This is a genomic window from Microbulbifer sp. ABM4_008 (assembly GCF_056311705.1).
The window spans coordinates 2,198,941-2,224,548 of record NZ_CM149970.1; the positions used below are offsets into that span (position 1 = coordinate 2,198,941).

General features: G+C 49.0%; 20 protein-coding genes. 3 read left to right on the forward strand and 17 right to left on the reverse strand.

The genetic code is table 11. The features are described 5' to 3' along the window. The first annotated feature begins 133 nt into the window (after positions 1-133). The gene (locus ACYX4J_RS09530; protein ID WP_444898230.1) at positions 134-946 is read left to right on the forward strand and encodes a NosD domain-containing protein; all 813 of its coding nucleotides are present in this window, start codon (positions 134-136) and stop codon (positions 944-946) included. Between the two features lie 60 nt (positions 947-1,006). Here ACYX4J_RS09530 and pbpC read toward each other — a convergent pair whose 3' ends face one another. From pbpC to ACYX4J_RS09555, 5 genes are all read right to left on the reverse strand, one after another. Beyond that, the gene (pbpC, locus tag ACYX4J_RS09535) at positions 1,007-3,373 is read right to left on the reverse strand and encodes a penicillin-binding protein 1C (RefSeq protein ID WP_476178468.1); all 2,367 of its coding nucleotides are present in this window, start codon (positions 3,371-3,373) and stop codon (positions 1,007-1,009) included. Then, complete coding sequence (locus tag ACYX4J_RS09540; protein ID WP_476178469.1) at positions 3,370-8,493, reverse strand: alpha-2-macroglobulin family protein; 5,124 nt, start codon at positions 8,491-8,493, stop codon at positions 3,370-3,372. Before ACYX4J_RS09540 ends, pbpC begins: the two co-directional genes overlap by 4 nt. 297 nt (positions 8,494-8,790) lie before the next feature. Beyond that, on the reverse strand, positions 8,791-8,949 hold the full coding sequence (locus ACYX4J_RS09545; protein WP_476178470.1) for a hypothetical protein: 159 nt from the start codon (positions 8,947-8,949) through the stop codon (positions 8,791-8,793). Positions 8,950-8,998: 49 nt separating this feature from the next. Further along, positions 8,999-9,409: a hypothetical protein gene (locus tag ACYX4J_RS09550; RefSeq protein WP_413665651.1), complete on the reverse strand. Its 411-nt coding sequence runs from the start codon at positions 9,407-9,409 to the stop codon at positions 8,999-9,001. A 275-nt stretch (positions 9,410-9,684) separates the two neighbouring features. Then, positions 9,685-10,104 carry a hypothetical protein gene (locus ACYX4J_RS09555; RefSeq protein WP_413665652.1) on the reverse strand — a complete coding sequence of 140 codons (420 nt, stop codon included), beginning with the start codon at positions 10,102-10,104 and terminating at the stop codon, positions 9,685-9,687. 273 nt (positions 10,105-10,377) lie between these two features. Between ACYX4J_RS09555 and ACYX4J_RS09560 the strand changes: the two genes are divergently transcribed. Further along, a complete protein-coding gene (locus ACYX4J_RS09560) occupies positions 10,378-11,439 on the forward strand; it encodes an FAD-dependent oxidoreductase (RefSeq protein WP_413665653.1) in 1,062 nt (353 codons plus the stop codon). A 12-nt stretch (positions 11,440-11,451) separates the two neighbouring features. Here the strand turns inward: ACYX4J_RS09560 and ACYX4J_RS09565 are convergent, their stop codons facing one another. From ACYX4J_RS09565 to ACYX4J_RS09615, 11 genes are all read right to left on the reverse strand, one after another. Next, the gene (locus tag ACYX4J_RS09565; RefSeq protein ID WP_413665654.1) at positions 11,452-11,769 is read right to left on the reverse strand and encodes a heavy metal-binding domain-containing protein; all 318 of its coding nucleotides are present in this window, start codon (positions 11,767-11,769) and stop codon (positions 11,452-11,454) included. Positions 11,770-12,258: 489 nt separating this feature from the next. Further along, a complete protein-coding gene (locus ACYX4J_RS09570) occupies positions 12,259-12,765 on the reverse strand; it encodes an arsinothricin resistance N-acetyltransferase ArsN1 family B (protein WP_444905377.1) in 507 nt (168 codons plus the stop codon). A 99-nt stretch (positions 12,766-12,864) separates the two neighbouring features. Next, positions 12,865-13,467, reverse strand: a complete 603-nt coding sequence (locus tag ACYX4J_RS09575; RefSeq protein ID WP_444905376.1) for a hypothetical protein — start codon at positions 13,465-13,467, stop codon at positions 12,865-12,867. Between the two features lie 73 nt (positions 13,468-13,540). Further along, a complete protein-coding gene (locus ACYX4J_RS09580; RefSeq protein WP_444897162.1) occupies positions 13,541-13,912 on the reverse strand; it encodes a RidA family protein in 372 nt (123 codons plus the stop codon). A 137-nt stretch (positions 13,913-14,049) separates the two neighbouring features. Continuing rightward, complete coding sequence (locus tag ACYX4J_RS09585; protein ID WP_445354345.1) at positions 14,050-14,958, reverse strand: alpha/beta fold hydrolase; 909 nt, start codon at positions 14,956-14,958, stop codon at positions 14,050-14,052. An 88-nt stretch (positions 14,959-15,046) separates the two neighbouring features. After that, positions 15,047-17,482, reverse strand: coding sequence for an ABC transporter permease (locus ACYX4J_RS09590; protein WP_476178471.1), 2,436 nt, complete (start codon positions 17,480-17,482; stop codon positions 15,047-15,049). Further along, on the reverse strand, positions 17,479-18,195 hold the full coding sequence (locus tag ACYX4J_RS09595; RefSeq protein ID WP_476178472.1) for an ABC transporter ATP-binding protein: 717 nt from the start codon (positions 18,193-18,195) through the stop codon (positions 17,479-17,481). The genes ACYX4J_RS09590 and ACYX4J_RS09595 overlap by 4 nt, the downstream gene beginning before the upstream one ends. 35 nt (positions 18,196-18,230) lie before the next feature. After that, positions 18,231-19,481 (reverse strand): efflux RND transporter periplasmic adaptor subunit, encoded by a 1,251-nt coding sequence (locus ACYX4J_RS09600; RefSeq protein WP_476178473.1) that lies wholly within the window; start codon positions 19,479-19,481, stop codon positions 18,231-18,233. Positions 19,482-19,980: 499 nt separating this feature from the next. Beyond that, positions 19,981-21,336 carry a prephenate-dependent tRNA uridine(34) hydroxylase TrhP gene (gene trhP / locus ACYX4J_RS09605; RefSeq protein WP_476178474.1) on the reverse strand — a complete coding sequence of 452 codons (1,356 nt, stop codon included), beginning with the start codon at positions 21,334-21,336 and terminating at the stop codon, positions 19,981-19,983. 167 nt (positions 21,337-21,503) lie between these two features. Then, complete coding sequence (locus ACYX4J_RS09610; RefSeq protein ID WP_444905369.1) at positions 21,504-22,073, reverse strand: cytochrome P460 family protein; 570 nt, start codon at positions 22,071-22,073, stop codon at positions 21,504-21,506. Positions 22,074-22,160: 87 nt separating this feature from the next. Then, positions 22,161-22,784, reverse strand: coding sequence for a Crp/Fnr family transcriptional regulator (locus tag ACYX4J_RS09615; protein ID WP_444897170.1), 624 nt, complete (start codon positions 22,782-22,784; stop codon positions 22,161-22,163). Positions 22,785-22,942: 158 nt separating this feature from the next. Between ACYX4J_RS09615 and ACYX4J_RS09620 the strand changes: the two genes are divergently transcribed. Then, complete coding sequence (locus ACYX4J_RS09620) at positions 22,943-24,427, forward strand: bifunctional 2-methylcitrate dehydratase/aconitate hydratase (protein ID WP_445358440.1); 1,485 nt, start codon at positions 22,943-22,945, stop codon at positions 24,425-24,427. A gap of 120 nt (positions 24,428-24,547) precedes the next feature. On the opposite strand, the gene ACYX4J_RS09625 is transcribed toward ACYX4J_RS09620, so the two are convergent. Next, entirely contained in the window at positions 24,548-25,486 is a 939-nt protein-coding gene (locus ACYX4J_RS09625) for a porin (RefSeq protein ID WP_444905367.1), read from the reverse strand. Positions 25,487-25,608 lie beyond the last annotated feature (122 nt).

Below are 25,608 nucleotides of genomic sequence, written 5' to 3' on the forward strand. Positions count from 1 at the left end.
ATTTAATTATTAGTTTTTTCTTTTTGGCCAATTAGGAATAATTTCTCATGGTGCTTTTTGAAGCCTGGCCCAAGCTTAGACAGATCTGAGTACATGGCCTAATTATGGCTTTAAAGGGGAGGGGATTTTGGATATGAAAATACTAGGGCAGTGGCTAAACGATGGAATTGCCATTTTATTAACTGCCATTATTGCAGTTGCACCCATTGCTACTAAAGCTGTCGATTGCGGCGACACTGTCACCTTGGCTGAGGTGCTGGATCAGAATCTCAACTGTGCAACAAACCCTGCTGTAACAATAGTAGGGCCAGGCAGTCTGGATATGAACGGCTTTTCAGTAAGTTGCGGTGGAAGTGGCGTAGGCATCAGGATTGAGGGTATAGCTGCAAGCGTGACAGGCGGAGCCTTACAGGATGGTGTGATCACTAACTGTGGTGCGGGTATGGTTGTACTCGGGGAATTCCATAGTATTTTCGGTGTGAATATTACAGATAATATGAACCTGGGGCTCGTAATCCCTGGAGACAACAATAGCTTGCTTCATTCAGTTATTATGAGTAATGCGAACGTGGGTGTCGTTGTAATAGGCAGTAACAATACGATCTCATCTAATGAAATCGGGCAAAATGAATCTGAAGGAATTCGTTTGGAGGGCATAGCTAATGGCTCTGTGGTTTTGCTAAACCATATTTATTCCAGTTCATTCTCAGGCATAGTAGTTAATTCATCAGACAACTTAATTGCACAAAATTTTATAGAACATAATGGCCCCGGGGGAGCAGGTATTGATATGCCTGCTTTAGGTCAATCAGGTAACACAATCGTAGGGAATCTAGCGGAGAATAACCTTGATTATGATCTGCAAGACCTGAACTCTGCACCTTGCCTGAATACTTGGGTAGGCAATATGTTTGATACTTCAAATGGGGCTTGCGTAGACCCTTGATGATTCAACCTGTGCAGTTAACGCTAACAGCTCATGTTGGATTAGGTAAGTTAGAGGTAATCAATATCCTGTCCCCACAAATACCTCAATCCGATCCACATTCCCACTAGTATCCAGCACGGCAATTTGGTGTTTGCCAATTTTCGGGAGCAGTTCCAGATTTTGATTTCCTAAGGTTTCACCCCGGGGTTGTCCATTCAGGAACCAATAGCGCTTTCCCTGTCCGCCAATCGCGCTCAGAGTTAAACGCGGAAGTGGGGCATTTTTGCCGGTAGGTCGATACTGGTTACCATCTCCAGCTCCGATAATCTTTAGTGGAGTCCCTGTTGTTGCAGTCGGGGTGTAACACTCGGGAGCCGTCGGAGGAATTTGTTGGGCCCGGGTCTGGTTTTCAGGTAGCCAGGATTCCAGTTCTTTTGGCCAAAGGGCTAAGCTATGCCTTTGAGTAGAAGAATCCATACAACTGGGCTTTACCCGCATACCTTGCCGGTTTGCAAAGAAACTAAAGGTTTGTGCTGCCCGCAGAGGCTCACCTTGCGGCGATAGTGTTCTGGGTGTGCGCCCTTGGATTAACCAGGCGTTGTGTTGCAGATGGCAGTGGCTGGTTTGTGTGAGCGTCTTCTGGCCCCCAAGCGGCCAACAAATAGTCTCTTGAGTTACTAAGTCGGGCTTTTTCAGGTGCTGTTGTTTGTTGTCTGGTAATGCGGCGATAACTGCGTTCAACAGAGGTGTGGCGCTAATGGAGCCATAGTAACCGGGTAGGGGAGTGCCATCCGGTCGGCCTACCCAAATGCCGACGGTGTAGCCGGGAGTTACGCCAATCGCCCAGGCATCCCGGTAGCCGTAGCTGGTGCCTGTCTTCCAGGCGATATCTGCCTTGTTTTGCCGCACCAGATTGCGCCAACGGCGGGAACCTCCGCGATTGGAAGCGAGCATTTCAAATGTAATCCAAGCTGCCTCAGGAGACATCAGATGCCTTTCACGTACGGGCTCCTCGGGTAAATAGCGGGGAGCTGCAGTCTGGCCTCCCCGTGCCAGTGCGGCATAAATGCCTGCCAGCTGGTCAAGACGAGCACCTACTCCCCCCAAAATCATGGCCAAACTGGGTCTACCGCCACTGGGAAACTCTAGTGCTAGTCCGGCATTTTCCAGGGCTGCGGCCAATCGACCGGGGCCGTAATGTTCCAGTAGCTGAACTGCAGGAACATTGAGAGATTTCTGAAGGGCGGCGGTGGCGGTGACAGGGCCGGCGAAGCCTCGATGGAAATTCTCAGGGCGGTAATCGCCGTATATACGGGGCGCATCGCTGAGCAGGGAGGCGCTGTGGATCAGGTCCTCATCAATGGCAAGTCCGTACAAAAAGGGCTTGAGCGTAGAGCCCGGTGAGCGCACAGCCCCGGCCATATCGATATAGCCATAGCGGCGTCTGTTACCAAAATGAGAAGCTCCTACGTAGGCGCGCACGGATAAATCGGAATTCTCCAAAACTACAACAGCTGCAGATGTCTTGGCTGGATAGCTATCCATATGATCGCGCAGGAAATCTTCCAGTCCGCGCTGGATGTTGCCGTCGATTGTGGTGCGAATAACTTCCTGATCGCTGATGGTATTCACCAGTCTGCGGGCTAGGTGCGGGGCGTTTTGCGGGAATTCCAAGCGTTCCGCATAGACCTGCTCAAGTTGAGCGCGCTCAACATCCTCTGCGCTCCAGACGGAAAATGACTGCAGCCTATCCAGAACTTTGTCCCGGGCTTTTTGTGCCTTTAGAGGATGCCGATCTGGTCGCAGGCGGCTCGGAGCCTGAGGCAGTACAGCTAGCAGTGCAGCTTCCGCATGGGTAAGGTCAGAGGCTGATTTACGCAGGTATAGACGGCTGGCTGCTTCCACGCCTTCAATATTGCCGCCGTAAGGTGCGAGGTTCAGGTACAGATCGAGAATTTCATTCTTGCTGAAGTGCCACTCCAATTGCAATGCACGCAATATCTGCTTGGTTTTGCCCGGCAGAGTTTTGCGGTGTGGGTCCAGTAGTCGCGCTACCTGCATGGTGAGAGTGGAGCCGCCGGAAACGACTCGTCCATTGCGAAGGTATTGGACTGAAGCTCGCAATAGAGCTAGCGGATTTACTCCGGGGTGCCGATAAAAGTGTCGGTCTTCGTAGGTGAGAAGAGCTTCGATAAAGCGCGGTGATACATTTTCCCGAGATATTGGATATCTCCAAACTCCGCGACTGTCGGCAAAGAAGCGTAGTGGTTTGCCGTAACGATCTGCAACGACCCGTGCAAAATCTTGAGTTTCGGGAAGAGGTGGAGGGAAAGCAAAGTCGAGCAGTAGCAGTACCGCTGTGAGGGCGGCGGGCGCAAGCAGCAGTGCGCGAACTCTGCGACTGCTGCTTTGCCAGGCTCTCCGGATAGTGGCCAACAGCTTCACTGTTTACCGATTACCCGCAATTGCGTTAGGGGATTTTCACCGATAGCGAAGCGTTCCGGTTTGTACATATCCTCTACGTAGGGTGGGGGCACCTGATAGTTGCCTGGGGTTACTGCGCGGGCGATATAGAAGAGATTGGTGGTTTTGTATCTCAGCTGATCCAGTGCCGCCACAAAGCGGTCATCGCGATATTCAGTGTGTTGGATATTGTCCTGGGTGTCCTGCCACTGGGCAATACTTTTGCCATCGAACTCGAGTTCATCCACTTTGACACTGTCGGCCAGGTTTTGATTCTCCAGCTCAAAACCTGCGGGCAATAGGTCCACTGCAAGTAGGTCGGGCAGGCGTTGGTCCGCATCAATTTGCAAACGCACCAGGTAAAGCTCGCCCTCACGAACTTGATTGGGAATGACTTCCGTGCCATCCAAATTGTGGTAGCTGCGTTTAATTCTGACACCTTTATCCATCTCCGCCTCAGGTGACTTCTTGCTGTAACCATTGATAGTGATTGCTGCATAGAGCTTTTCTATCTGTGCAGTTACCTCAAGTGCGCTGGCGGCTTCGCGCCCGCGGAATAATGCGCTGTGCGGGTTATCGCTATTGAGCTCGCGCAAGCCATCAATACTGGCCAAAGTCGCAGACCAGTTTGCGCTGCTATTGAGTTGCAACTGTGCTCCAGCCATAAACACACTATTGCGCTCCTGGGTGCTGAGATATTGGCGACCGTGGAGAAGATCGGCCAGCTCGAACACCAGGGATTCCGTTTTATCACCTGCGAAATTGTGCTCTAGGAGCAGGGAGATCATTTGGGCCGTATCCCGTAGGTCTGACCCATAATCGCCATAGTAGCTGCGGCGTTTGCGCTCGATTTTAAGCGCTTTTTGCAGGGCCTCCTGGGCCAGGGTGGCATCGCCCATGGTGTGCAAAGCGATTGCCATATGCAGGTTTGGTAAGGGAGATTGGGTCAGGCTCGAGCCGCTTTCATAAAGGGTACGCAGTTGCCCGAGAGACACTTTCTGTACTCGTGAGAGCACATAGGCTGCGTAAGCTCTTGCGGCATAAGCATAGAAATCGGGACTATAGCTATAGCGTTGCTGATAGAAAGCACCGCGCTCACGGGCGTAATCCTGCAGGCGCTTGAGTGCGGATTCCAGGCGGTTATCGTCAAATACGATTCCCTGGTCCCGGGCCCGCAATATAAGATCGACTACATAGGCGGTTAGCCACTGGCTTTCGGAAGACTCGGAACTCCATAGGCCAAAGCTGCCGTTCCCTTTTTGCATGCTGAAAATGCGTTCAATACCTGCGTCGATACGTTCGGCCCGATCATTCTCATCCAGAGGTTCAAGGCCCAGTTTTTGCTGTCGTTGCGGCGTTGCCATGACTAGCGGGAAGGTCCGGCTGGAGGTTTGTTCCAGGCAGCCGTAGGGGTATTGCAGCAGGTTAGATAGGTGATCCTGTAACTGGAGTTGCGGTCGGCTGTCCAGGGATACCAGGGTTTGAACGGTTCCAGGCATTAGGGAATCCAGGAAGCTGCTATCGACACTGAAGCTCTCGCCCTGGGACAGGAGTCTGCGCTGGTTGCGTGTGGTTGCCGGCCAAGCGGGGCGCACGCCCAGGCGCCACTGCTGTTCGATATCGATATCATTTCCATCTTTATCGGCGGCACCCTGCACGACCAGTTTGAACTCTGCATCTCCGGTGGCATCTTTGGCGGTGATTGGGAAGCGCAAAGTTTTGCGTTCACCATCCGCCAGTTCCAGCAACCGCTCACCCATTTCCAAATCTACCGCGCCCACTGATTGCATATTTACACTGAGTTTTTGGGAGCGGCCACTTAAGTTATTGAGGTCAAGGGCCAGTGTGCTGCTATCACCAGGGGCCATAAAGCGAGGCAAGGCGGCTTGGGTGACAACCGGTGAGGCGACTGTTACTTCTCCGTCGGTGCTACCGAATCGGTCTTTGCTGAAAGAAACCGCCATCAGGCGTAGCTGTCCGTTAAACTCCGGTAATTGTAGCGCGACCTTTGCTTGGCCCTGAGTATCAAATTCAACGGGTCCTGAGAATAAAGATACTATTTGAACGTCGGAGTTGGGCTCGTCGCCGCCTCGGGCCAGTTCCGCATCGCCGCCAAAACGTTGCTCCACCAGTTTGCCACTGTTGGATTCAATAATGCGATGATAAATATCCCTTACATCCACACCGTAACGGCGCTGGCCAAAAAAGGCCTCGAAGGGATCCGGAGTTTCGAAGCGGGTGATATTGAGCACACCGACATCGACGGCGGCCAGGGTAGCCCAGGCTTTGTCTCCGTTTTGTTCGATAGAATTTTCGTCGGCAGAAATGGTAACTTCAATTTCCGAGCCGGGGAGGGCATTCGTGGGCGCTTCGAGTGAAATGGGCAGGCGCCGAGGATCGCGATCCAGGGGCAGGTGGGCGAGACCAAAAGCGCGATTGGGGGCGATACGCTCATTCTTGTCCGCAGGGCGCAGAGCAGTAACAGAAATATAGGTGTCGTGGCGATCCCACTCAGGAGAGATTGGGATTTCGATATTGGTGCCCGACTTTTCTACAGGTAGTCGTTTGGACCACAATAGTTGGTCGCTCTCCACCAACACCAACGCCTCTCCGTCAGCGGGCGGTACTATGGTGAGTTGCGCCAGATCTCCAGAAGAGTACCTTGGTTTATCCAGTGACAGGGCCACGGTATCTGGACGCGCAGCCTGGCCTTTGGCTACTTGGTCCTTACGCCACCAGTAATACCAGTCCCGGCCGGCGTGGAAGCGTAAGCTGCTGGTTGCCCCCGTATTGGTATCAGTGACTTCTAAGCGGTAGTGGCCATGTTCCACTGGGACTGTGAGCTTCAGTGGTTGCTCTTCGGTGAATTGGAGCTGGCGACTGAAAGTTTCAAATTCAGCACTTGAGTATTCATAGTGCCAGCCCCGATTTGAAGAGTACTCCCAAAAGTACTGGCGGTCTTCGGAAATTAACACCGCTTTGAGATCCCGTCCGATAACAGGCTCGCCCTGTGCGTCGGCAACCACTATTTCAAATTCAGGCCTGCTGTTGGCCGATGGGTTTTCCTCTCCAAAATTTGGGCGAATACCTACCACCGGGTGTGTGGGCCATACCAGGACTGGATGTTGGCGAGTTACCGGGCGGCCGCCGGATTCGAACAGGCTGGAAACCAAGTTGATTTTCAGCGGGCTCTTTGCTCGTTTCCAACGGGAGCGCAAGGTCAGATTGCTCAACCCTTCCTCATTGAGCTCAATCGTTGGGGCATGAAACTGTCGCGTGGGCAAAGATTCATTAGTGTTCCCAAATACGAACCCTTTCCACTGGGGGAAGGGCTCGCGATAGTGGCTAATTTGCACCAGAGTTTCCAGGCGGTTCTTTGCCGCTGGCGCACCATAGAGATAACTACCTTCTACTTGAAGTTCGAAAGATTCTTTATGGCCCTCTACCAGACTGCGCTCTTCACCGTCTTGCAAAACCAGCTTCATTCGCTCTGGCAAGAATTCTTCTACCTTAAATGGATATTTCACTTTGCGCCCATCGGCTAGCTCAACATCCAGGCGCCAGTCACCGGTAGGTGCATTTTGTGGAAGTGGAATAAGCTTTTCGTAGTATCCGGGCGCGCTGGCGTGCCATGTGAATGCGCGCGCGCTGGTATTGTCCGGCTTTATGAGTTCTGCCTTGATCGGCAGGTCTTTGATATAGCGACCATCATAATTGCGCAGCAGCCCGCTCACCTGGATCGATTCATTGGGGCGATACAGATCTCGCGGGCCATACATGAAAAACTCCATCGGTCTCGAAGGGCGCTGGCCCAACTGAAAATCCGAAAGGTCCAATGCAGGTTCACGCAGGTCGAGTATGGAGAAGTGACCGGTATCAGGATCTCTTGCGATGAAGAAGCGCTGTGAGTCTTCCTGTTCCTGCGTCAGAGCAAAGCGCACCTGGCCGTCTTGGTCGGTTGTGTATTGCTGGATTAGCTCCCCTTTGTTGTTGAGCAGCTCAACCTCAATGCCCTTAAGAGCCTGCCCTTCATCCAGAGATGAAACATAGAGGTCAACACTGTTTGGATAGTACCTCGCATGAAGGCCTAAGTTGGAGATGGAGAAGTGGGTGACATCATAGAGGTTAGTGTCATACACGCCTGCCGGCTGCATAACTGCAACATAGATTCCTGGTTGTTGCAGGGGCTTTATATGCCCGATAGAGAGGTCGAAATCTCGCTGGACGTATTTCTCCTTGGTGAGATCGAACTGGGCACTATAGACAAAATCGGCCACTTGATTGAGGGACTTTAAGCGATAGTAGTATTTTAGTGACTGGCTTTTGATCAGCCTGAAGAACTCGGAATAATGCTCAGGTTTCACTCTATGGAAGTGAATCTGTGCAGCCTCAACACTGACTGCAGTAACAGGTAGGCCGGGAGTTACCGTCGTGGGAAAAATACTTCCATTGCTGGCAAAGCTGATACTGGGCTCAATCCGTCGGGTGCGAATCCTCTCCTGTTTCTCTTCCTGTAACTCCAAGCCGTTTTCGCCGGGCAGACCCGGGAGCACGGTGAGTTTATAGCGAGTATCTGGTTCAATATGAGGAAAATAGAGAATTTTCTGGTTATCGGAGAGAACCCAACCACCATCTACACGCTCGCCATCGTCACGGGATAGATTCAAGTAGGAGCCAAAATGGGCATTGCCCAGCAAAGGTTCAGAAAAGATAACTGCGATGGCCCTTGCATCTTTAAATGTCCGCTCCCCAATGTGGAGGACCTTTAGGAAGTGATCCCCGGAGATTTGAGTGCTGGCATTGACTGTGACTTGTGAAGGGGTAGCATCATTCTCTGTCAGATCAGTAGAATTTCTTTCAGAAGTGCGCTGGGCTTCATCAGCTTTCGAGATTGCTTCACTAGAAGAGGCCGCTTCTTTTTTATGCACTTTCTCAGTGGGGCTGAGAGCTTGTGCCTGGTTGTTACCCTCTTCAACGCTCCCGCCTTCCGCAAGCTTGGGGGTGTCAGCGAGTTTCTTCTCTGACTTTTCTTGTGAGCAAGCCATAGCAATAAGACAAAGAAGAATGACCGCAATCCAGCGTGGTGAGCGGTGAAGGGACATGGGTATTTCCTTATAGAATCCATTTAACGGCGCACAATTTAGTCCGTCTTTAAATATGTCTCAAGTTTCCTCCATAGTTTCCGTGCTCGGTATCTATTCCTGATGCAAGTGTGTACCAATAGTGAGGTGGGGATTACTGATGGCTGGAAAATAAATTTATAGAATGATGGGATGGCAATTAGGTGGCTTAGGGAGTAAGCGACCTTCCTGTTCTATGGTGCCAGGTTGAGGCGTGTAGTTTATTCGATAATCACTAGTTCAATTGAATCTAGCCGAAGTAACGTTGTATTACTACACCTATGTTGGCTTCTTTTTACGTTTAAATAGCTTAATCCAGAAGATTCCTTCAAAGATAATGCCAAGAGCAAGGAAGATTACTCCTCCCACAGGGACTCCGAAAGCGTAGCAGACAATCGCCGCAAATAAAAATAGCAGTGCGGTGGCAATTCTTTTCACTTTGATATTCCTTTGTTATGCCTCAGTACTAGCCTAAGCTTGTCCTACTTCAAAGACTATACTGAATACCGGACTTAAACCCAACATAAATAATGCCCAAGCATAGAACTGTAGAACAGAAAGCTAAAGGCAGATAGAGTTTGTGATGGCCGTGCCTGACCCTGTAAATCGTCACCACTATCAGCGAACTTAAGGCCAAAAGTGCCGATAAGCCTAGAGCCATTAAGATGACTTGAACTTCAGTAATGCCATCATTTCCGGCAGCTAGCGTCGGTTCTATATACTTGGGGCCGTTTTTCCCGGCAGTTGTTACAGCGGAGACACTTCTGGCTAAAAGAAGTTCGTTACCATTAAGCCCTCGCCAGTACTCCATAATGGAAATAAGAGTTGCTATTGAACTTGCTATAAGGCAAAGGCTGATTTTTGAAGCGGTAGCCATGATGCTTGAAGTTGGGGGCATACAGAATGTCTTATTTTGTCTTTCTATTGATCTTGCTTAGCCAGAGTGTGATTAGTAAGCAGGCAGTGAATGTAGGTATGAAAACGACTAAAGCTTGAAACATCAATATGGAGGCCTGGATCTTCAGAATTTCACCTTCACCAAAAGAGTTATCGTAAATGTAATGTGCAGCCAGAGTGTAACTTAGGCTGACTAATATAGAAGTAATCAGTGATCTTAGAATCATTGTTTTAGTTAACTATGATAACTCAGCTTGGATGGTCTTTAAGGGTAAACTAAACCTGTATAAGATTTCTAAGGAAATTGTTAATGGATTCTTGTAGTTCATAATCCTCTGTACTGACAGAATAGATACGTGCTTTATGGGCAAATTTCAAGGCTTTATCTTGATTGTTTAGTCTCAAAAAACATTCAGCCATTTCCAGGGCAATTGAAGCTGAATACAAAGGGAGATCTAATTTTATGGAGCAGTTAAGTCCCTGGGTGTATGCCTGTATTGCATCCTCACAGCTTTCTGAAAAATCACCCAGAGCCTCCCACTGTAGGGGATGGTCTAGCTCGCCTCCGGCATATTTTGCGCATAGTCTCTCTAGCGAGTTGAGGGAGTCTTGGCACCCAGCTTTATCCCCAGAGGCGGATTTATTGACTATCTCAAGTGCGAGTCCATGTACATCATCGTAAAGTGGTGTAATCATTTAGAAATTATACCCAAGAGCTGAAACATAAAAAATATCGATATAACAGTGGGTACTTATTGGCAAGACGAGTCTTCTGTAGATCGTTGCCAGATATTAGAGGTTTCGACTTCGCAAGTTTAAGCACGTACTCACCAAGCGGTGACTGGTATTGCTGTGAAGAGATCACAGATAGCGGCCGAGGTTTTTTATGAAGAGCCTCAGACCAGCTAGTCACCCTTACTCTTTCATATGTACTATCTTACTGTTAGGTGGGGTTATTTGAGGTAGCCTGTGAAAGTACTGATTGTTGGGGCTGGGCCCACGGGCCTTACAACAGCGGTCGAGCTTGCTCGGCGAGGGCTACTGCCAAGAATTGTGGACCGCCGGGATAGCGCGTCAACCCTTAGTCGAGCAGTGGGAGTTACTTCTCGCAGCCTTGAGTTGCTTTCTCACTCTGGCGTTTCTGAAAAGTTGATTGCTGAGGGGATCGCTGTTCAGAGCGCATGCATTTACCTAAATACGCATTTAGCACTAGAGTTCCCCCTTCATTCCGATCGGACTTATTTCCCCGCCATTCTTGGACTTCCTCAAGACAGAACTGAAGCTCTCATGGCTCAGGTTTTATTTGGTATGGGAGTCGAAGTTGAATATAGGAAAGAACTCAAAACCCTTACCGAGGAAAAGAGTGGGGTAGTGGCTTTTTTTGATAATGGTGAAGAGGAGCAATTTGACCTGGTCGTAGGAGCGGATGGTATTCGCAGTACTGTTCGTGAAGCTGCAGGTATCAGTTATCCTGGATTTGACTTGGAAGAAGTGTGGTCAATCGCGGATGTTGATACAGGGGATTGGCCTCCTAAAAGAAAGTTTACCTTGGTCAAAATGGAATCTGGCGTGGTCGCTGTTGCCGTGCCATTGGGAGAAGGCCGACACCGTCTGGTAGCTAGCTGTGATAATGCAATTAAAGCATTTCCGATGGCGGTGGATGTTAAGAGGGTTCGGCGGGAGGGAACCTTTAAAATCTCAATTCGGCAAGCGGAAACTTACTCAAAGGGCAGGATACATCTAGCTGGGGATGCTGCCCATTGCCACTCTCCGGTTGGAGGTCGTGGTATGAACCTTGGGATAGCTGATGCAGCCGAATTGGCAAAACGGATCACTGAGGGGCAGCTCCTAGGCTACTCTGATTTGCGCCACCAAGAAGATAAAAAGGTTATTGAGGTTACTGAGCGTGGCCGGAAAATGATCACTGGACAATCCCTGAAAGCAAGATTTGAATTTCGAGCGTTAATCGCTGCCGCCAGTTCTATTCCTGCGGTGCGGAGAAAACTGGGGCAGTTTGCGGTAGAACTTTAGGGGCATTCCAACCTATTTTTTTAGTTTTACAGCTGTACCAAAAACAAGAATTTCTGAGGAGCCATCCATAATTGCACTTGTAGTAAAACGAATTCCTACCACGGCATCAGCGCCTTTTTGCCGGGCACTGTCACTTAATCTTTGAAAAGCTTTGTTTCTCGCTTCGGTCAGCATTTCCGTATAGCCTCGTATCTCTCCACCGACAATACTCTTTATACCTGCCATTAAGTCACGGCCGATATGTTTTGATTGAACAACGTTGCCCGTAACGATATCCAGTACCTCCGATATTTCTCTTCCTGGTACTGTTTCTGTAGTTGAAAAAATCATATCACTCCCTTAATTATAATTACCTATATTTTTGGCTCTTTTGGTGATCTTACCCTAACCTGGATCCGTTATGCGAATATATTTAATTGTTTTATGGTGGTCGAATGTTTGTTTTTAGCTACCGTACCTTTTCTGGGTTTTAGCTTTTATCTTACATTAAATGAGGTAGGGTTCCGGGGTGAAAAGTGTAATGATCATATAGGCCAGTAACTTTTGATGGAATATGAGCTAAATTAAAAGCAATCCAGTAATTGCTGCAACTTTCTCTATAGTAAGTTGTCCACTTTTATTTTGGTATAATGGGGGGGGGAATCAGTGCCCTCAATAAAGTCTCGGCTACTCAATGTAATAGCCCTTGCTGCGCAAAAGCGCGCAGTTATGACCCTAGATTAGAGAGGATTTGGTAAAATTTAGGTTAAAATTCCCTAGTGGGGTTAATGTGGGTACATAAAAGTTGCTTAAAATGTACTCCTTCATGAAGTACTTATTTCATGCTTTCTCCTTTCTTAAGGGGAGTAAGCACTGCCAATAACCAACATCTATCCACTGGTTAAATTTTCGGCCGACCTCTTTGAAATGAGCAACTTTTTCCATTCCAAACTTCTCATGAAGTGCTACGCTGCCTGCATTTGGTAGAGCTATACCGCAGATTACCGCGTGGACATTGAGTTCACTTAACTGTTTAAACAGTTCATTATAGAGCTTCGAGCCCCAGCCTTTAGAGGAATAGTTCGTGTCCAAGTACACGGTAGCCTCCACCGAATACTGGTAAGCACAGCGTCCTTTCCATTTACTGGCATAACAATAGCCAATTAAACGGCCCTCATTCTCAGCAACTAACCAGGGAAGATTGTTTTTTGAGCATTCTTCGACTCGGTCGGCGATAATTTCTGCAGAAACTGGCTCTACCTCAAAAGTGATACAGGTATTCTCCACATAGTAATTGTAGATTTTAGCAATCCCAGCAGAGTCAGAAGCTTTAACTGCTCGTATCATACTGTTGTCTCTCCCTATGTTTGATAGCATTGGCCAGAGATTGGTGGTGAACTGACTAGCCAGATACCCGCTGGCTGGCTCTGTAAAGCTTTATCAATGCTAACTTTTCTTTTTACTATTTAGCGACTTTTCCATGGCCTTTGATTCTTCTAGTGTACGAACGGACCAATCTATTCGCTGCTGATCAGAGACTATATCAGAATCAATGTTATAAAGGCTCCAGTTTCCAGAGTCATCTTTAACAAACTGAGTGCCGTACCACTGTGGCCGACCAAGATTCATCATTAAGCGATCCCAAGTGGCCGCTTTTAGCCAATTAGCTTTATTCTTATCCTCTGCCAGGGTTGCTGCAATAGTGGCAAGAGCATGGGCCAGTCTTATATCTTCTGATTTATTACCATGCTGGAAGATAAGTGCTGCATGATAGTAGTCCTTTGACGTTCTAATATGCCCATTCTCAAGCATTTTTAAGACTTTTATCCGCCGGGTTTTGTCTTCATGATTTAGTGATTCCCAGTCAATGTCACGGTGGGGGGCAATGCGCGCGCTTTGGTCTTGGGTGAATAAATCAGTGAGCAGTTTATTTTCCTGTGCAACCTTCTCCTTTGGTATTTTATGTATTGTTACTTCATTACTGGCAATAGAATATTGGGCCGAAATGCAATATAGAATAGTAATGGCTTTTGTCGTTAAGTGTCTCATACTCAAATGTTGGGTCTCGCTTTTCGTGCGTGAAGTGTAAGATAAATGTTGTGAAATTTTGTAAGTTTCATCGCTAAAGGGCTGCTATAGCTTCTATTTCTACTAGTAAATCTGGGTGTATTAGTTTTGAAACTTCCACCAATGAACAAGCGGGTAAACTTTCTTCGTAAAATTGAAAAAGTAGCTCTCGAATGGATGTTAGACTGCCAATATCGCGAACAAAGATTGTTAGTTTGACTAAATTATTTTTTACCAGTCCCTCGCAATCAAGGATTATTGAAAGCTGGGAAAGTATTTCAGTAGTCTGAGCAATCAAGCTAGAAGATTGTACTTCGGTTTCATACGCTGTAAGGCCAGATATGTATAGGGTGTTGTTGTGCTTTGTTGCGTGTACATAAGGGCCTGCAGCTTGGGGAAGGTCTTGGTAGTTTATCCTTTCGATCATTCTATCTACTTTTGTGCTCTGTAATTGGGTGATTTACTAAATTAAAACAGGAAGATTCCAGTCTTAGTTATTACTACTAGTGGCTAGTGTGTCGGCATTGCTACTATGATTAGCTCTCATTACCCTAGTAGTTTACTTTACTCCGATAGTGTAGAAAGTAAGAAAGGGTTGTTCTGGTGTATTTTTAGGAATTTTAGATATTCATTCCCAACATTTTCAGGAGCCTCCCACTGCGGATAATGCCCAATCGTTCCCAGCTCAACAATATCCGTTGGCCGATCTATCAGTTGCCGAAATCGATCCACCATATGCTTCCCTGAAACTGGGTCTAATGAGCCATTGATTAGTAATAGGGGGCCGGGGTATTGCTTTAGGGCGTCGACCCAGCGCTGACGATGTTGGCGCCTGTCGCGCATATAGCTGATTAGTTTATAAAGGAGCCGGTTGCCATTCTTATATTGGAGAATTTGCCACAAGTCTCGCAACTCTCTGTCAGAGGGTTGTGTCTCTGGTCCGAAAATGGCACTGAAGCTGCGGCAAAACTGCCGGTAATTCATCAGTTTATTGATCAGGAAGCCTGCGGGAGAGAGCAGCAGTTTTTGTACGAAACGCGCTTGATGAGTTTCTGGAAATAGACCTCCGTTTAGCAGGCATGCTGAGGCATACCTCGTGGTACCACCGCTATTGGCTCTGGCGAGTAACTCCTGGGCAACGGTATCCCCATAGTCATGGGCCAGCAGGTGGACCTTGTTGATGTTTAAATGTTGCAGAAGAGCTTCATGTAAATCAGCTTGCCCGTGGATACTGTAGTTATGCTGCTTGGGTTTGTCTGAGTAACCGAATCCCAGCATATCCATAGCAATACAGCGATAGTGCGCTGTCAGTTGGGCCCATACCTTTTGCCAGTCATAACTACTGGTTGGAAAACCGTGAATCAAAAGCAGCACTGGTTTATGTCGGCAGCTTGGGTTGCTATCGACATAGAAGAGTTGGTGGTTTTGATAATCAAAAATCTTTCCGTTTGATAACCACTGCTGAGGCTGCATTGGCTGTTCCATTTCTTATTGTTGTATTTGCTGTAAAGATTGCACGATGAGCGCGCAACCTCAAGCAGCGGCTACAGGTGGAAAGTAATTATCCTGTTCCTTGCAATGCGTAAATCGCGGGCTTGTTGATTATCTTCCATACTGAAAGCAGGGTCACCGAGGCGGTTAGGCCGATAATAAGCAATGGTGGTAGCAGCCAGCCCCATAGGCTGGTTTCAATACTGAACTCGCTTTGCTCAAGCCAAAGCGCCAGAGGGACGAGGACCAAAGTCGCTACAGCGATACCGATAACGACGGGAATCAGGCTATCGATCAGGGTGTGATAGAAAATCGTCGCTGGGCGGGCGCCGATTGCCATGCGCACGCCAAGCTCAGTACGCCGCAGTTGTACACTGTAACTGAGCACTCCAAAGATACCGATGGCAGCGAGGCTAAGTGCCAGTAATGTCAGGGCGGTGGTTACCCAAACTGAGACCCGGTCATTGCTTAGGAGTAGGTCTCGCGCCTGCTCCAGGGTGAATAGCTCAGAAACTTTGTACTGCCTGTTTACTTCGGCAAACTCCCGATTAATCTCTGTGGTGCTGAGCGGTTGGTGAGGCTTATGTCTAAGTACGAGTAGGGGATAGCTCACGTTGATACCGCGCACAAATAAGCGGGCGGGTTCCTTTTTGCCGGGCAGGCTTGCGTTGCGTACTACACCGACCACTTGGTAGGGCAAGTCACCTCGCCAGTAGTAGCGATTGCCTAATACTTCTCCATCCGGCTCCAGTTGCTGGGCCAGGGTTTCGTTGACGAGCATCATGCGATTGTTATCGGAAAATTCAGCCGCATTGATATGGCGGCCAGCTATCAAAGGCATACGCAAAATGGAAAGGTAGTTTTCGTCGACCACTGTGGTCTTGGCCATCACCGGGTTTTGTCGGCTGGCATAATGACTCAGGGATGTGGTCCAGAGTGGCCGGCTGATGGAGATAGGAGTGTTTAGGCTCAGGCTGGCATTTTGTACTTTAGGGTGCTCCAGCAATCTTTGCCTGATGGCCTTCAGATAACTCTCTCGTTCGGCAGTGGGGGCACTCCTAAGATTGCCGATATTCAGAGTCATCACTTGAACGTTGTCCAAGGGGAAGCCAAAGGGCTGGTTAATCAGTCGGTTAGCTTGAAGGAAAATCTGCAAGCTGGCGACGATAAGCAAACTGGTCATCGCCACTTGGCTGCTGATGAGGATTTTGCGGATTAGAGGCGAGATCTGTACGCCAGAACCTTTGCCGCTGCTCTGCAGCATTTGATTCAGTGCGCGGTAATTAACCTGGCGACTGACTATGGCTGAGAAGAACAGGGCGAGCAGTAAGGCACACAACAGTGCAAAAACCAGTGTCTGCCAGTTTAAGGTGAGCTCTTGAATGCGAGGAATTTGTTCCGTAGCCATCACCTTTAATACTTCCGTCGATCCCAGGGCTAAAAGTAGAGAAAGTAATGCAGCCCCTAACATAAGTAGGCCGATTTCACATAGCAGGGCCAAAAAGATATGTTTTTTATGTGCGCCCAACGCGACCTGTATCGCCATATTGCGTTGTTGTTTGGCTGCGCGAGAAAGAATCAGGTTGGTAACATTGGCGCAGGCAATTAACAGAAGCACCAGTGTACCGCCCATTACCATTAAGGTTCGCGTGGCGCTGTCGCCAAGTATTTTATTGGCGAAGGGGGTGAGTCGGTATTCAACGGACCTTTCTACCGAAGAGGACCTTCTCGCTAGGGCCGTTTGATACTGGGCATCCATTAATGTGCTCAATTCATGCCCCGCACTGGCGGGGTCAATGCCCGGCTTCAGCTTTCCTGTGAGCATGCGGAAAGGCAGGAAGCCTCTCCAATTATTTCTGCGCTCTACTTGTGTATCGTTAAAGTCCCAGGGCAGCCAGACCGCCGTTTGCCGGCCCTGCTTATAGATTTGGGGTTCAATGAAGTCTTTGGCGGTGACGCCGACAATGCGAAAGTCCACCTCCCCAAATTGCAGGCTTTGCTCCAAGACATTTGGGTTGCGCCGGAACATCTGCTCCCAGGTTTGATAGCTGATAACCGCCACAGGGACTCGGCTGTCGAGCCCTTCATCGGCATTGAATTGTCTGCCCAAGGCCAGGGGTGTTCCAGCCAGCTGGAGATATTCTGGAGAGACATAGGAAACATTAACCCGTGGTGATCCGGATAAATTGCGGACCACATCTTCCCAGAAGTACACCAGGGCGCTGGACTCGAAGAAACTGTCGTTTTTATAGATTTCAACCAGGGCGGGGTATTGGCTGTTGTTTTCCAGCCGTAGCTGCTTGTTCTGGTAGAGATTACCATTCACGACATACAGCCGATCTTCGTCCGGGTAGGGTAGGGGTGCGGCTAGCAGTTGGTAGTTGAGATTAAATAGCGTTACCAGGGCGCCGAGGGTGATACCCAGGGTCAGAATAATAGTGGTGGCGTAGCTCCGCGCCCGGTTGAGGGACTGGAGGGCAATGGATAGGTCCTTTGTGGTGATCATAGGGCCATCTCATGGGGCTCTAGTATGGGCTGCGGCGTTGAGATTTTTCCATCCAGCAGATGCAATTGGCGGCAGGCCATGTCTGCATAACGAGGGTCATGGGTCACCATGCACAGGGTGGTCCCTTCATTATTGAGTTGCCGCAGCATTTCCATTACTGCATCGCCATTGTGGGAATCCAGGTTGCCGGTGGGCTCGTCCACCAGTAGCAGGGATGGATTGCCAACTAGCGCGCGGGCTATGGCGATTCGCTGCTGTTGGCCACCGGATAACTGGTTAGGTTTGTGAGAGGCCCGGTGACTCATCCCCACCTTCTCCAGGCAGTGTTTCACTTTTTTGTCGGCTTCAGACTTGAGAATGGGATTGCTGCGGTATCGCAGGGGCAGGGCGATATTGTCGTAGACAGAGAGTTCATCAATCAGGTTAAAGGATTGGAAGATAAAGCCTACTTTCTCGTTGCGAATAGTCGCCGCCTCACTCAGCGACAATTGAGCGACTTCAATACCTTCAATTTGATAGCTGCCGCTGGTGGGGAGGTCCAGCAGGCCGAGAATCGAGAGAAGTGTGGATTTACCGCAACCCGAGGGGCCGCAGATAGATACAAATTCCCCCTGGTAAATACTCAGGTCAACGCCTCGCAGGGCGTGAGTTTCCATTTCTTCGGTGCTGAACACCTTAGTGATCCCGGCCATATGAAGGATTGGCTTGGACATAGCGAACTCCCTGTTCTCGCTTTGGGTTTCAGGCTTTAGTCAATAATCTGGATATGCTCAGCTTCATTAAAATTGGCCATATCCGAGAGGATGATGCGGTCCGCTTCATTGAGGCCTTGGGTGATCTGGATATATCGACCCGACTCCTCGCCGAAGCTGATGGGCTGGAGTGCCGCTTCCTCCCCGTTTTCGTTAATCAGGAACAGATTGGCCTCACTGTGCCTCTGCACATTGATAGGTCTCTCGACGAACAGCGTATCTTCCATCGTGGCAGTGAAGATCCGGGCATCGACGTTGAGCTGTGGCCTGGCAGACTCTGGAGCGCCCGCGCTAAAAGCAATTTCCACTTCAATATTGCCGTCCCGAACCTCAGGAGTAATACGGGTTACCATACCTTCGACTTTTTCTCTGCGGGTATCAATTTCAGCGGGTTGGCCAACCTCCAGTTGCTCTGCTTTGGATTGCGGTACTTGAACCAAAGCGAGAAGATCAGTCTCACTGCCGATCAGCGCCAGCTCCTGCCCGGGATCGACACCTTGCCCCAGCTCTACCGGTAGTCGTTGCAGTATGCCGTCCAGGCCTGCGCGTACGGTCAGTCGGTCTGTTCGTTGCTGGATACTTTGCAGTTGGGTTTGGGCTTGGTTGATTTGCTCGCGCTGGATTAGCTCTGATTCGACAGCGACTTTACGAAGGTGGTTGATACGCTGTTTTTGCAGGTCCACACGTTTTTTCATCTGTTCCTGGCGTAAGACGGTGGTTTGGTAGGTGAGCTGGGAAACCACTCCACTTTTTACCAGCTCGTCCTCAGCTTCGCGACGCAACTTGATCACTTGGTAATTGGAGTTCAGTTCCGCGAGTATGGCTTCCTCCGCGAGAACATCGCGCTGGTTGTTCAGAACAAGCCGGCGCAGATTAGCTTCCTCTTGTTCCAGGGAGGTTTCGGCTGCATCCAGGTCGCGCATTAACTCTGGATTACTCAGCTGCATAATGATGCTATCACTTTGTACTTCTGCACCGGGACGCAACATGATTTTTTCAACATTCGCTGCGGTTAGGGCGGTAATTAAAGTCTGCTTGTCTGAACGCAGCCTACCGTAGCCATCTACCACAACTTGCAGGTCTCCCCGTTGGACGGTACCCAACATCAGCTGTTGCCGCTCAACCTTGTAGGCGCTGTCAGGAAGTAACAAGAGGGTGCTGGTAAATGCCACAAAAGCAAGAGCAGCACCACCTAGCATTAAAGGGTGCTTAATCAGGGGGCGTTTCTTAGGTTTAATAATATCCATATTGCGGCATTTCCTTGGTTAAGCAATCGTTGCACGCTTTTCTACTGTGAAACCTTGATGCGGGGGCGAGTTAGAGGTGGAAAATCATAACTATTTAAAACGGGTGTATTCCTGTTGGAACTCCGAGGGAGGGCGGGTTTTTATCTTGTAATTAGTACTGTCGAGCATATTTTTGTGATCAAAACTCAGGGCTTTAAAAGGGTTGTAGGTGAGGCTGAAAATGCAGGAAAATTGGTACAAGAACCAGTTGCTTGCGGTGAATGGTGGGGAAATACAGGACGGTTTGAATATTATGAGGTGGGCAGTAACTTGAGAGGTTTAACGATTACCCAATGCATTTTGAGGATAGGTTCACAAGTAAAATTGTGGAGATGTAGTGGGAATAAAGGTGTCGTGGCTTAGTGAATCCGGTAGATTGTCTAAACCACTACACCTTTAACAAAATATATTTGCAAAACGAAGAGCTTGATAAGCCATAGTGCAAATTACAGGCCGAGGGTTATCCCAGAGCTTTGACCAATAGCGCCTGTTGAAGTTGATCGTCATCAACCCCCTCTGGTCGGGGTATTTGCACGATATGCCCGGATCCCGGAGCTACATCGATCGCTTTGCCTTCCGTATTCTCCATTTGCTCCAAGGGGAAGAACAAGCTACCGCTGGGAGTCATTAACTCCAATTGATCACCGCGTTCAAAGCGATTTTTTACATCAATCGTCAAATACTCAGGACTGCCGTCAATAAGCTCGCCTACGAACTGTTGGCCCGGAGTTGATATCAACCCCTTTTCATATTGCTGGTATTCTGCTGGTGGATGGCGACGGTAGAAACCTTCCGTGTAGCCTCTGTTCGAGAGGGTTTCCAATTCGTCCATCATCTTCATGTCAAAGTCTTTTCCTGCTGCTGCATCGTCTATCGCGCGACGATAGATCTGAGCTGTACGAGCTACATAGTAGTGGGATTTGGTGCGACCTTCGATTTTTAAAGAGTGAACCCCCATTTCCGTGAGGCGCTTGACGTGCTGTACGGCCCGCAGATCTTTGGAATTCATGATGTAGGTACCGTGCTCATCTTCATAGGCCGGCATATATTCGCCAGGGCGACCTTCTTCCTGTAATAAAAAGGCCTGTGAAGTACTGTCACTGGTGGAGGTGGGTTGCTGGGTGGACTCCTGGATAGGTTCCTGGGTTTGCACATGAATCAATTCGCCAACTTCATTCTCTTTGGCTTCATGAGCTTGGTATTGCCAGCGGCAGGAGTTGGTGCAGGCGCCCTGATTGGCATCTCTATGGGTCATATAACCGGACAGCAAGCAGCGCCCGGAGTAGGCGATACAGAGTGCACCGTGGACAAAGACTTCCAACTCCATCTCAGGCACTTTCTGGCGAATTTCTTCAATCTCATCCAGGGACAATTCCCGGGAAAGTATCACCCGAGATAACCCCTGGCGATGCCAGAACTTTACGGTTGCGTAGTTTACCGCATTGGCCTGTACGGATAGGTGAACTGGCAGATCAGGCCAACGCTCCCTTACCATCATTATCAGACCTGGGTCGGACATAATCAGGGCGTCAGGCCCCATTTCGACAATTTCTTCCAGGTCCCGCAGGTAACTGCGAACTTTGTCGTTGTGAGCGGCGATATTAGAGGCGATATAGAACTGTTTTCCCTGCTGGTGTGCTTCTTCTATGCCTAGGCGCAGGGTTTCAATATTTTTAAATTCATTATTGCGCACACGCAAGCTGTAGCGGGGCTGGCCAGCATAAACGGCATCGGCACCATAGGCGAACGCATATCGCATATTTTTTAAAGTCCCTGCGGGGGACAGTAACTCAGGTTTAAACACGGAAAAACTCATAGTGGAATAGTCGGACGCGGCCGCATGTTAACGGTATTCAAGATCGCGCTAATTGATATAAATCAATTAGCGCTGGGGTGGGGGTGATAAGCTGTTATGGAGGGAATCTATGCTGTTACTCTAGCCGAATAATAGACCTCTAACCTCTGATTTTTGCTGTTTACTTTTTAGTTCTGTAGGACCTGTTGATAACCTTGTGTGTATACCCAGTCATTATTCTTGGCTGGTAGGTGGCATCCAAAACAGTTGTTAAGCCCGCTGCCTTTCCAGGTTTTGGTTTCACTTTTAGCTATTCCTGGCTTAAATAGAGCCCATCCCCAGCCTTCGGCCCAAGCCGGGTTTTCTGGGAAGCGGTTTTTATCGTCCTTTACCATCATAAAAGTGAATTGAAGGTCTGAGGAGTAATAAGCCAACCCTGTGGTTAAGGGCTCCGATTGGGTGCTATTAACATCCTTTACCAAAACTGTCCCATCGGGAAACTTCCCATTTTTGCGATACCCTTCGACTGCCTGGGGTTGGGTATAGACATTATGAGTATCCCATCCATCGCCACTCGAGGACTTTACCTGATAGGAGCCCAGGAAGACCCATTCCCGACGGTAATTATCCGGCAAAGTAATATTCCCCTGGCTATCAACCATACTTTTATAGGTTAAATTGAGGTTTTCATCGGCCTTTGCAGAAATACCCAATACGAGTGTCAGAACTAAAGAGGTAAATAAGTAGGCGCTGCGCATAATCCTTTTCCATTGCTGTTGATGTGGGAGAGCTATCCCCGGGTTTCAGCTGCTGGAAAGTATATGAAGGCGGGAAGGGTAAAACTGTCAGCTGGCTGACACTGGCGCATATATTTGGTTTTCTGCCAGGCTGTTTAACGCGGTTTGATCGAGAAGGCAGATATATTGGCGCGTATAGTCGATAACTCCATCAGACTTCCATTGTTTAAGGAGCTGGCTGACCGTTTGCCTGCTTCCACCGGCCATGGCGGCCAATTCGGATTGGGTCAACTTGATGTCGAGTTGATGTCCATGGCCACAGGCTTGCCCCCGGTAATTAAATAGCTGAGCTAACAAGTTGGCCAACCGGACCGGTAAGGGGGCGGTGATGTGGAGGAAAAGACGCTGCTGAAGTTGAGACTCCCTTGTGGCTAGTTGTTGCAACAGCCCATCGTGGGTCTGTGAATGGCGCTCCATCATGGCGCTTAGATGTTGAGCGGAAGTAACTTCCAGTTCACTGCCGGATTTGGCGGTTGCTTGAAGGTCCAGGTTTTTCCCAGTTAGACCTGGTCCAAACCATGATCCGGGCCCATAGAGATCGACAATGGCTAGGTTGCCACAGTAGTCCACTTTTTGGATAAGGACGTAGCCGGCATGAATAAAATAAATCTGGGGACCAGAATCCCCTTGTCGGAATAATACCGTTTCTTTGAGGAATCGAAGTTTTTTCATTGGGTCGCTAGTTCGTTGCAAGTGGGTTGATTCCTGCTTTCAGAGATTCCTAACAATATAGAATTCTTCGGTCGTTTGTTTATCTATTTGAAGTTTAGGGAGCAGCTAACCTTACTCCATCTGTTTTGCCCTCCGACACTTTCACGGGCTATTCAATCATGATTGCTGACTCCGCTCAGAATATCCGCCCCGATTACGATCAGGTGATACAGGATATTGCAGATTATGTGCTTCATTTCAAAGTGGGTTCCAGTGATGCCTGGGAAACAGCTCGATTTAGCCTGATGGATTCCTTGGGGTGTGCCTTTTTGGCGCTGAGCTTTCCTGAATGTACAAAGTTGTTGGGGCCCTGGGTGGAGGGGACCTGGGTGCCGAATGGGGTCCGAGTACCTGGCACCCGGTTTCGCTTGGACCCGATAAAAGCCGCATGGGATATCGGCTGTACAATTCGATGGCTCGATTATAACGACACTTGGTTGGCGGCTGAATGGGGGCACCCCTCTGACAATCTTGGGGCAATATTGGCTGTTTGTGACTACTTATCGCAAGGCCAATTAGCTAAGGGGGAAAGCCCAATAAAAATGGGCACGGTACTCGAAGCAATGGTCAAGGCCTACGAAATTCAAGGTGTCTTGGCATTGTCTAACAGTTTCAACCGGGTTGGGCTCGATCATGTACTACTGGTGCGGGTTGCTTCTGCCGCTGTGGCTGCCTGGCTTAAAGGTGCTGGGCGGGAGGAAATAATGGCTGCGGTGTCTCAGGCGTGGGCGGATGGTGGAGCTTTGCGGACCTATAGGCATTCCCCGAATACTGGATCACGCAAGTCCTGGGCTGCAGGTGATGCCAGTTCCCGTGGGGTTCGCTTGGCTGATTTGGCGATAAGTGGAGAAATGGGGGTGCCCGGAGTACTTACGGCACAGCAATGGGGTTTTTATGATGTCCTTTTTAGCAAGACGAATGCTGAGCAGCAATTGAAACCACCTTCAGAGCGCAGTTTTCAGTTCCCTAGAAGTTTTGGCTCCTATGTCATGGAGAATATCCTATTCAAAATTTCTTATCCGGCTGAGTTTCACGGTCAAACAGCTTGTGAGGCGGCAATTATTTTACACCCACAGGTTGTAGACCGTATCGATAACATTACTAAGGTCGTAGTGACCACACATGAATCAGCCCTTCGCATCATCACTAAATCAGGTCCATTAAATAATCCGGCAGATCGTGATCACTGTTTGCAATATATTGTTGCAGTGGCGCTCATTTTTGGTGATTTACAGCCAGGTTTTTATGAAGATGATTTTCATCGTGAGCACAAAGAGATCGATATCTTGCGGGACAAGATTGAAGTGATAGAAGATAAAGGTTACTCAAAAGATTATTTAGACCCAGATAAGCGTTCTATAGCCAGTGCGGTACAAGTATTCTTTAAAAGTGGTGACGCATCAGAAAAGATTGAAGTTGAATATCCGATGGGACACCGCCGTCGCCGACGGGAGGGGATTCCGTTATTGGAAGATAAGTTCCGTAATAATTTAGCTACGCGATTCCCACAAGGGCGGGCTAACAAAATTTTTGCAGCTATTAATGATCTTCATGGATTAAAGCAGTTGTCAGTTAATCGCTTTATGGATCTATTGGTTATTTAGAGGCTCCTCAGGAAACTCCAGAGTGAAAAAGGCGGCCATAGGCCGCCTTTTTCACTGCTCAATCTTCCCAATGCGACAGAGTCGCACTTCCCAAATTGGATCGCCGCACCTCAGGAATGATTAGAACTTGTATTCAACACCAACACCGGCGTAGCTGCGATCGTAGTCGTCGTCAGCAGTTTCATCGGTGTAGAAGCCGAAAATTTTGGCTGCACTGTTGAATTTGTAGTCTGCGCCCAGGCTGAAAGTCTCACCGCCTTCTTCCTTGATGTCAGACTGGCCATACTGGGCTTTCAGGGTCCATTGGTCCAGCTTGTAAGCAACAGAACTCATCCAGCCATCAACAGAGTCGCCGGCGTCAGCGTCTTGCTCTTCGAACAGGGCGCCTACCTGTACGGGGCCGATGTTGTACTGGGCCACGAAACGATGAACGTCAACGTCCTGACCCTCAACGTCCTGGTCCATAGCGTAGGCCAGGTAAACCCCGTTGTTATCGTAGGCGACAGACATGGATACGCCGTTGTTGCGCTCTTCACCCGTTACGTCGTCAATAACTTCTTCTTTGTTGCTGATGAAAGCAGCGGAAGCTTTGAAGCCACCGAAAGAAGGGGTAGTGTATTGAAGCGCGTCTTCTTCGCGGTTATCGCTGTTGGTGATCAGGCTCTTGATGTCGCCTTCGAGGTCGTTGAACAGGTCAACTTTCTTCTGGGCAACCTTCAAGGGAGTATCGAATTTACCAGCGATTACCTGGCCGAAGCCGCCTTCCAGGCCAGCGTAGATGTTGCGCTGGGAGAAAGTATCGTCAGCGTCACCGTCCATATCTACTTCGTATTCCATACGGTAGATACCTTTAACGCCTTCAGTCAGGGCGATTTCGCCCTTAACGCCCAGGCGGGAAGCGTTGCTCTGAACGTCAGTGACGGAATCGTCACCTTCGTCGGCTGCCTGGAAAGTGACATTGGCTTTGCCGTAAAAGTCGAGTACATCGCCTTCATCTTGGGCGTTGGCCAGAGCAGGTACCATGGCAACGATGGCCAGAGAGAGAGCGGTCTTATTCATAATCGTCTCGCACAGTTTATGGTTTTGGGTGAAAGGTGCCTTCCGTGTCGTCCTAGTTGGCTGCCTTTCGATTTGGTGCGGATTCTGCGTTTTGAATATTACAAACATGTTAAAAATGGCAT